This window comes from Solitalea longa (assembly GCF_002920915.1).
Taxonomy (GTDB): Bacteria; Bacteroidota; Bacteroidia; order Sphingobacteriales; family Sphingobacteriaceae; genus Solitalea; species Solitalea longa.
The window spans coordinates 1-4327 of sequence record NZ_PQVF01000027.1 but is presented as its reverse complement, the minus strand read 5'-3'; the positions used below and the strand labels follow the sequence as shown (position 1 = coordinate 4327).

6 protein-coding genes are annotated in these 4327 nt (G+C 38.5%); all 6 read right to left on the bottom strand.

From position 1 onward, the window contains the following. Window positions 1–303: 303 nt before the first annotated feature. The 6 genes from C3K47_RS19265 to C3K47_RS19240 all read right to left on the bottom strand — a co-directional run bounded on the left by C3K47_RS19265 (window position 304) and on the right by C3K47_RS19240 (window position 4040). Window positions 304–777, bottom strand: a complete 474-nt coding sequence (locus tag C3K47_RS19265) for a leucine-rich repeat domain-containing protein (protein ID WP_103790796.1) — start codon at window positions 775–777, stop codon at window positions 304–306. A 211-nt stretch (window positions 778–988) separates the two neighbouring features. Further along, window positions 989–1453, bottom strand: a complete 465-nt coding sequence (locus C3K47_RS19260; protein ID WP_133159422.1) for a hypothetical protein — start codon at window positions 1451–1453, stop codon at window positions 989–991. Between the two features lie 200 nt (window positions 1454–1653). After that, on the bottom strand, window positions 1654–2154 hold the full coding sequence (locus tag C3K47_RS19255) for a hypothetical protein (RefSeq protein ID WP_103790794.1): 501 nt from the start codon (window positions 2152–2154) through the stop codon (window positions 1654–1656). Between the two features lie 157 nt (window positions 2155–2311). Beyond that, complete coding sequence (locus C3K47_RS19250) at window positions 2312–2806, bottom strand: DUF4304 domain-containing protein (RefSeq protein WP_103790793.1); 495 nt, start codon at window positions 2804–2806, stop codon at window positions 2312–2314. A gap of 300 nt (window positions 2807–3106) precedes the next feature. Further along, a complete protein-coding gene (locus C3K47_RS19245; RefSeq protein ID WP_103790792.1) occupies window positions 3107–3331 on the bottom strand; it encodes a hypothetical protein in 225 nt (74 codons plus the stop codon). Between the two features lie 169 nt (window positions 3332–3500). Beyond that, a complete protein-coding gene (locus tag C3K47_RS19240) occupies window positions 3501–4040 on the bottom strand; it encodes a hypothetical protein (protein ID WP_103790791.1) in 540 nt (179 codons plus the stop codon). Between the last annotated feature and the right edge of the window lie 287 nt (window positions 4041–4327).

The following is a 4327-nucleotide window of genomic DNA, read 5'->3' as shown; positions in this document are numbered from 1 at the left end:
GCTAAAAAGCTATCAGCCGTTAATATTGTCGAAAAGTCGTAGTTTTTAATTTGGTTAAAAAAGTTGGTCGTTGTCGTGTCTTGAGCACATGTCTTTCCGAAAAGAAATGTTGTCAGAATAACAATTGTTATATATCGAAGTATTGACTTCATAAAATTGGTGCTAACGTTTTGGCGCTTGCCGAAGGCGCGGTGAAAATACCTGCGTCTTGTCCGCCGTGATGTAAAATTATTAATTAAGTTTTCAGTTCAAAATTGCACGTCCACCGCGTTTTCGGTTAGCGCTTGTTGCCTGCAGTACTTCTCATTTTGACGCTTCTAAATATTCGGGAATAGACAGAATAATTTTAGTGTTGGGCTGAAATGCCGATTTCACTACAGATATGTCGGTCTTAGTCAATTTAACGTCAACAATTTTCAGCACCTTGAGTTTGGGCAGTTTTTTCAGTTTGTCAAGCTGTTGAACAATATCAAGTTCCTTGTTAATAGATAAATCAAGAACTTCAAGGTCTGTCAGTTTTGTTATAGCATTTGGTAATGTTGTTAGTTTGTTTGAGTTGAGAATAAGTGTTCTTAGTTTAGTCAGATTGCCAATTCTTTCTGTTAAATGCGAAATTTCATTAGCGTTACTATCCACCAATCCAGAAAGTGGAGGATAAAAAGTGATTTCTCTGCTCCCTAAATCTAAGTATGTAATCTCATTGTTTCGGAAAACGCTATCGGGTATTGATTTTAAGTGTTGTCCACTCAGGTCGACTTTAACGTCTTGTTGCGTCACGTGTTGATGTGAACAAGCGAGTAAAGTCGAAATAGTTAATAGGGTTGTTAGTAGTCTCATTTGTATTGCAGGCAACGTTTTGGCGCTTGCCGAAGGCGCGGTGAAAACACCAGCGTCATTCTCCGCCGTGGCGTAAATTTATTAATTAAGTTTTCAGTTCAAAATTGCACGTCCACCGCGCTTTACGGCAAGCGGCTGTTAGCTGCAGGCCTTATTTTTTGTTAAAAGCAGTTAGAGAGTTCCAGTATTTCCCCATTTGTCCTCTATTATTCATATTGTCATTATCAATGTCGGTAGGTAAACTGTTTGCTTGTCTGATTTTTATGGCTTTTCGAAGACCCTCATAGTCTTTGAATTTATCGAATATCCAATCCCAACTTGTGTAGTAATCGAGCATCCATTTAAGCTCCCAGTCAGGATCATTATTCAATATTCTTTGGTTTAATGACTCAATGATTAGATGTTCAGCCTGTTCATCCAAAGCGTCAATGCCTGTCAAATAATTTGGTTCAGTCATAGCATACCATTGTATAAAAAGTCCTCGCTTTAATGCCTCGTTATCTATATCCGATAAGTTTGCATAATTTCTGTGAACTTCTTTATATGCTTTAAAATTCACCTTTAACCTTTCACTATTTTCCTCTGATTGAGGTTGATGGTAGAGGTCAATTGTCATTATGTATAACTCTATTTCTTTATTTGCTAAACTTTCCAAGTTCATTTTAGGCTTGCAGCTAACGGGCGACGCTTGCCGAAGGCGCGATGAAAACACCTGCATCATAGTCCGTCGTGGCGTAAAGTTATTAATTTGGTTGAATGTTCAATTTGCACGTCCACCGCGCTTGCGGCAAGCGGGTGTTAGCCACAGTTATTTTCTTACGATGCCCCCCAAAGAATCCACATGCAGGATTTAAACAAGTCCTTAGGTGATTCATTTAGTACATTAACTTTTTCTACCACTCGTTGAATTTTATTTTCATCTTCATTCATCATTTCTACCACATACGAAACGTCCTCTGACTTTATTTCATATTTAGCTTCATTCATAACAACCCAATTCCCTTGTGAACTTATTTTGTCTAACCCTTTTTCAATAAAGTCCTTTTCGCTGATGTTTATAAATAAATACTTTATATCATTTGGATTAACCTCGATGGTTGTCTTTTTTATAAAATATTTTGCCATAGAGGTGGCTGTTCCAAAGAGCAGTAATGGAGCACTCAAAAGCATTAAAAAAACGAATATTGAAGCGTCGACTTTGTCTCCAAACAGATTGAGGATAAATAATAAAGTCCAGATAAGGGTAAAAGATATAATCGACAGGTTAATAGTCTGATTAATTCTCTTTTCCGTTGTAGTAATTGTCTTCAGAGTCACAGTTATAATTGTGGCTAACGTTTTGGCGCTTGCCGATGGCGCGGTGAAAACTGCGCCTTCTTTCTCCGCCGTGGTGTAAAATTATTAATTAAGTTTTCAGTTCAAAATTGCACGTCCACCGCGTTTGCGGCAAGCGGCTGTTACCTGCTGCTGCTTTCTACTGGTCAACATTTTCAAATAAAGAGAGATAGTGTTTTCGTTGTCCTTCAGTAATCCCTAACCAACCTCCGCTTCTCCAAAGTGTCGCTAAGTCATTTGTGCTTTTAAGGGTATTAAAGTTTGGTATTACTTTTTCTGTGATAATTTCAGCAATTTCATTTGCAGCATATTCAGCATTGTCTTGGCTGTCAACTGTCCACCACTTGTCTTGATTGTCCGCGAGATAATTTCCAATTCTTCTATTATAATGTCGTTGATGCTCGATTGGTAAGTTTATGTCGTCAAGTTTTGAAATAAGTGAGGATGCGATTTCGGTGTTTATAGTCAATTTAAGAACGTTTGATGTCGAACTTTGACTGCTTTGAACACCAATGAAATAGGTCAAGTCTCCGTTTGAAAAGCTAAAGACATTTCCTTTCTTTTTAAAATGTAGCGGCTTTAGTTTTTCGGATAGCTTGTCTAAAATTATTTTTTTGTAGTCTTTTGAATTCATTCGGTCTGTCTTTGCAGTTGCAGGNCAGGAAACAAATTTGTCATAAAAGGCAACTGTTCCTTTAGAGTCAAGTCGACCAACAATTACGTTGATAAAGCTTTTGGCCTTTATCCGTTTTTATTGCCGTTACAGGTTTTTAAAATCACACATAACGTTTTGGCGCTTGCCGAAGGCGCGGTGAAAACACCAGCGTCATTCTCCGCCGTGATGTAAATTTATTAATTAAGTCTTCAGTTCAAAATTGCACGTCCACCGCGATTGCGGCAAGCGTTTGTTGTGCGCAGCTTTTATTTTGAGTCTTTAGTCAAGCTTAGCTAAATAACTCTCGATTTCGGAAGCGTTGATACTCTTTACAGTGTCAATAATCATTTCCAAGCCCATATAACTCCATTTTTTCTGACGAACTTTTGCAATCAGTTCCTTAGAAATGGGATGACCCAATCTTTCTGATGCTATCTTAATAACTTCATCTTGCATACTGAGGGATAAAGAATCCTGCTTATCCCTTATTTTGAATAAACCCATAATTTGCTTTTCAGTGCCCTTTAAAGTTGCGCACAACGTTTTGGCGCTTGCCGAAGGCGCGGTGAAAACACCTGCGTCTAAGTCCGCCGTGGTGTAAAGTTATTAATTAGGTTGTAAGAACAAAGTTGCACGTCCAGCGCGCTTTACGGCAAGCGTTTGTTAGCAGCCGTTAAAGTATTGTCCCAAAGTGCGTTCTAATTTTCAATTTGCCTTCATTATTTGAAATGGTGGAGTCGCCTGTGAATTGCGCCGCGAGCTGCACATCTGCCAGTAAATTTGTCCCCTTTTTGAATGAATTGTTAACTATCTCTATTCGCGACTTGAAGCCTGCGTCCTCAAAATCAACGAACTCATTAAACACATTTCCTGCTAGTCTTAATTGACCATCAGCACCATGGTCGGCGTGCATAAATTGAATATATTCATTGAAAATGTTATTCTCGATTGTAAACCCACCGATAAAACAAGTTGCATAAATATCAAACTTATCTACCACACAATTTTGTAACACTAATGGCTTGGTAAACTCAATTGAGGTCGAATCAATCTCCTTGAACTGGCAATTTGAAAAGATTAGCCGCAAAACAACTTTGTCGCCAGATTCAGTCAATTCTCTCAGGTCGAGTAGTTCATTAACTATACAGTGGTCGAGCTGTCCGAACTTTCTTAATCGGGCAATTGCTTGGATGGCTGTCAATGTTTCATGCATGGCTTTTTAATGGCTGCTAACGTTTTGGCGCTTGCCGAAGGCGCGGTGAAAATACCTGCGTCTTTCTCCGCTGTTGCCGTAAAGTTATTAATCAGGTTATCAGTTCAAAATTGCACGTCCACCGCGTTTGCGGCAAGCGGCTGTTACCTGCCGTTTTTTATTTAAGTTTAATTATTCCGTTATCTTTTAATTCTTTGTCATTCCCGCTCGAACTATCTGTCCTTAAGAATTTGAGTCTTGAAATATCTAAGCCATCTATCAATTTTATGCCTTCAATTGAACTTTTA

What these genes read in the sequence shown, in the direction of transcription:
- C3K47_RS19250 (WP_103790793.1), bottom strand. Translation starts at nt 2,806, where the DNA reads ATGAATTCAAAAGACTACAAAAAAATAATTTTAGACAAGCTATCCGAA.
- C3K47_RS19240 (WP_103790791.1), bottom strand. Translation starts at nt 4,040, where the DNA reads ATGCATGAAACATTGACAGCCATCCAAGCAATTGCCCGATTAAGAAAG.
- C3K47_RS19260 (WP_133159422.1), bottom strand. Translation starts at nt 1,453, where the DNA reads ATGACAATTGACCTCTACCATCAACCTCAATCAGAGGAAAATAGTGAA.
- C3K47_RS19245 (WP_103790792.1), bottom strand. Translation starts at nt 3,331, where the DNA reads ATGGGTTTATTCAAAATAAGGGATAAGCAGGATTCTTTATCCCTCAGT.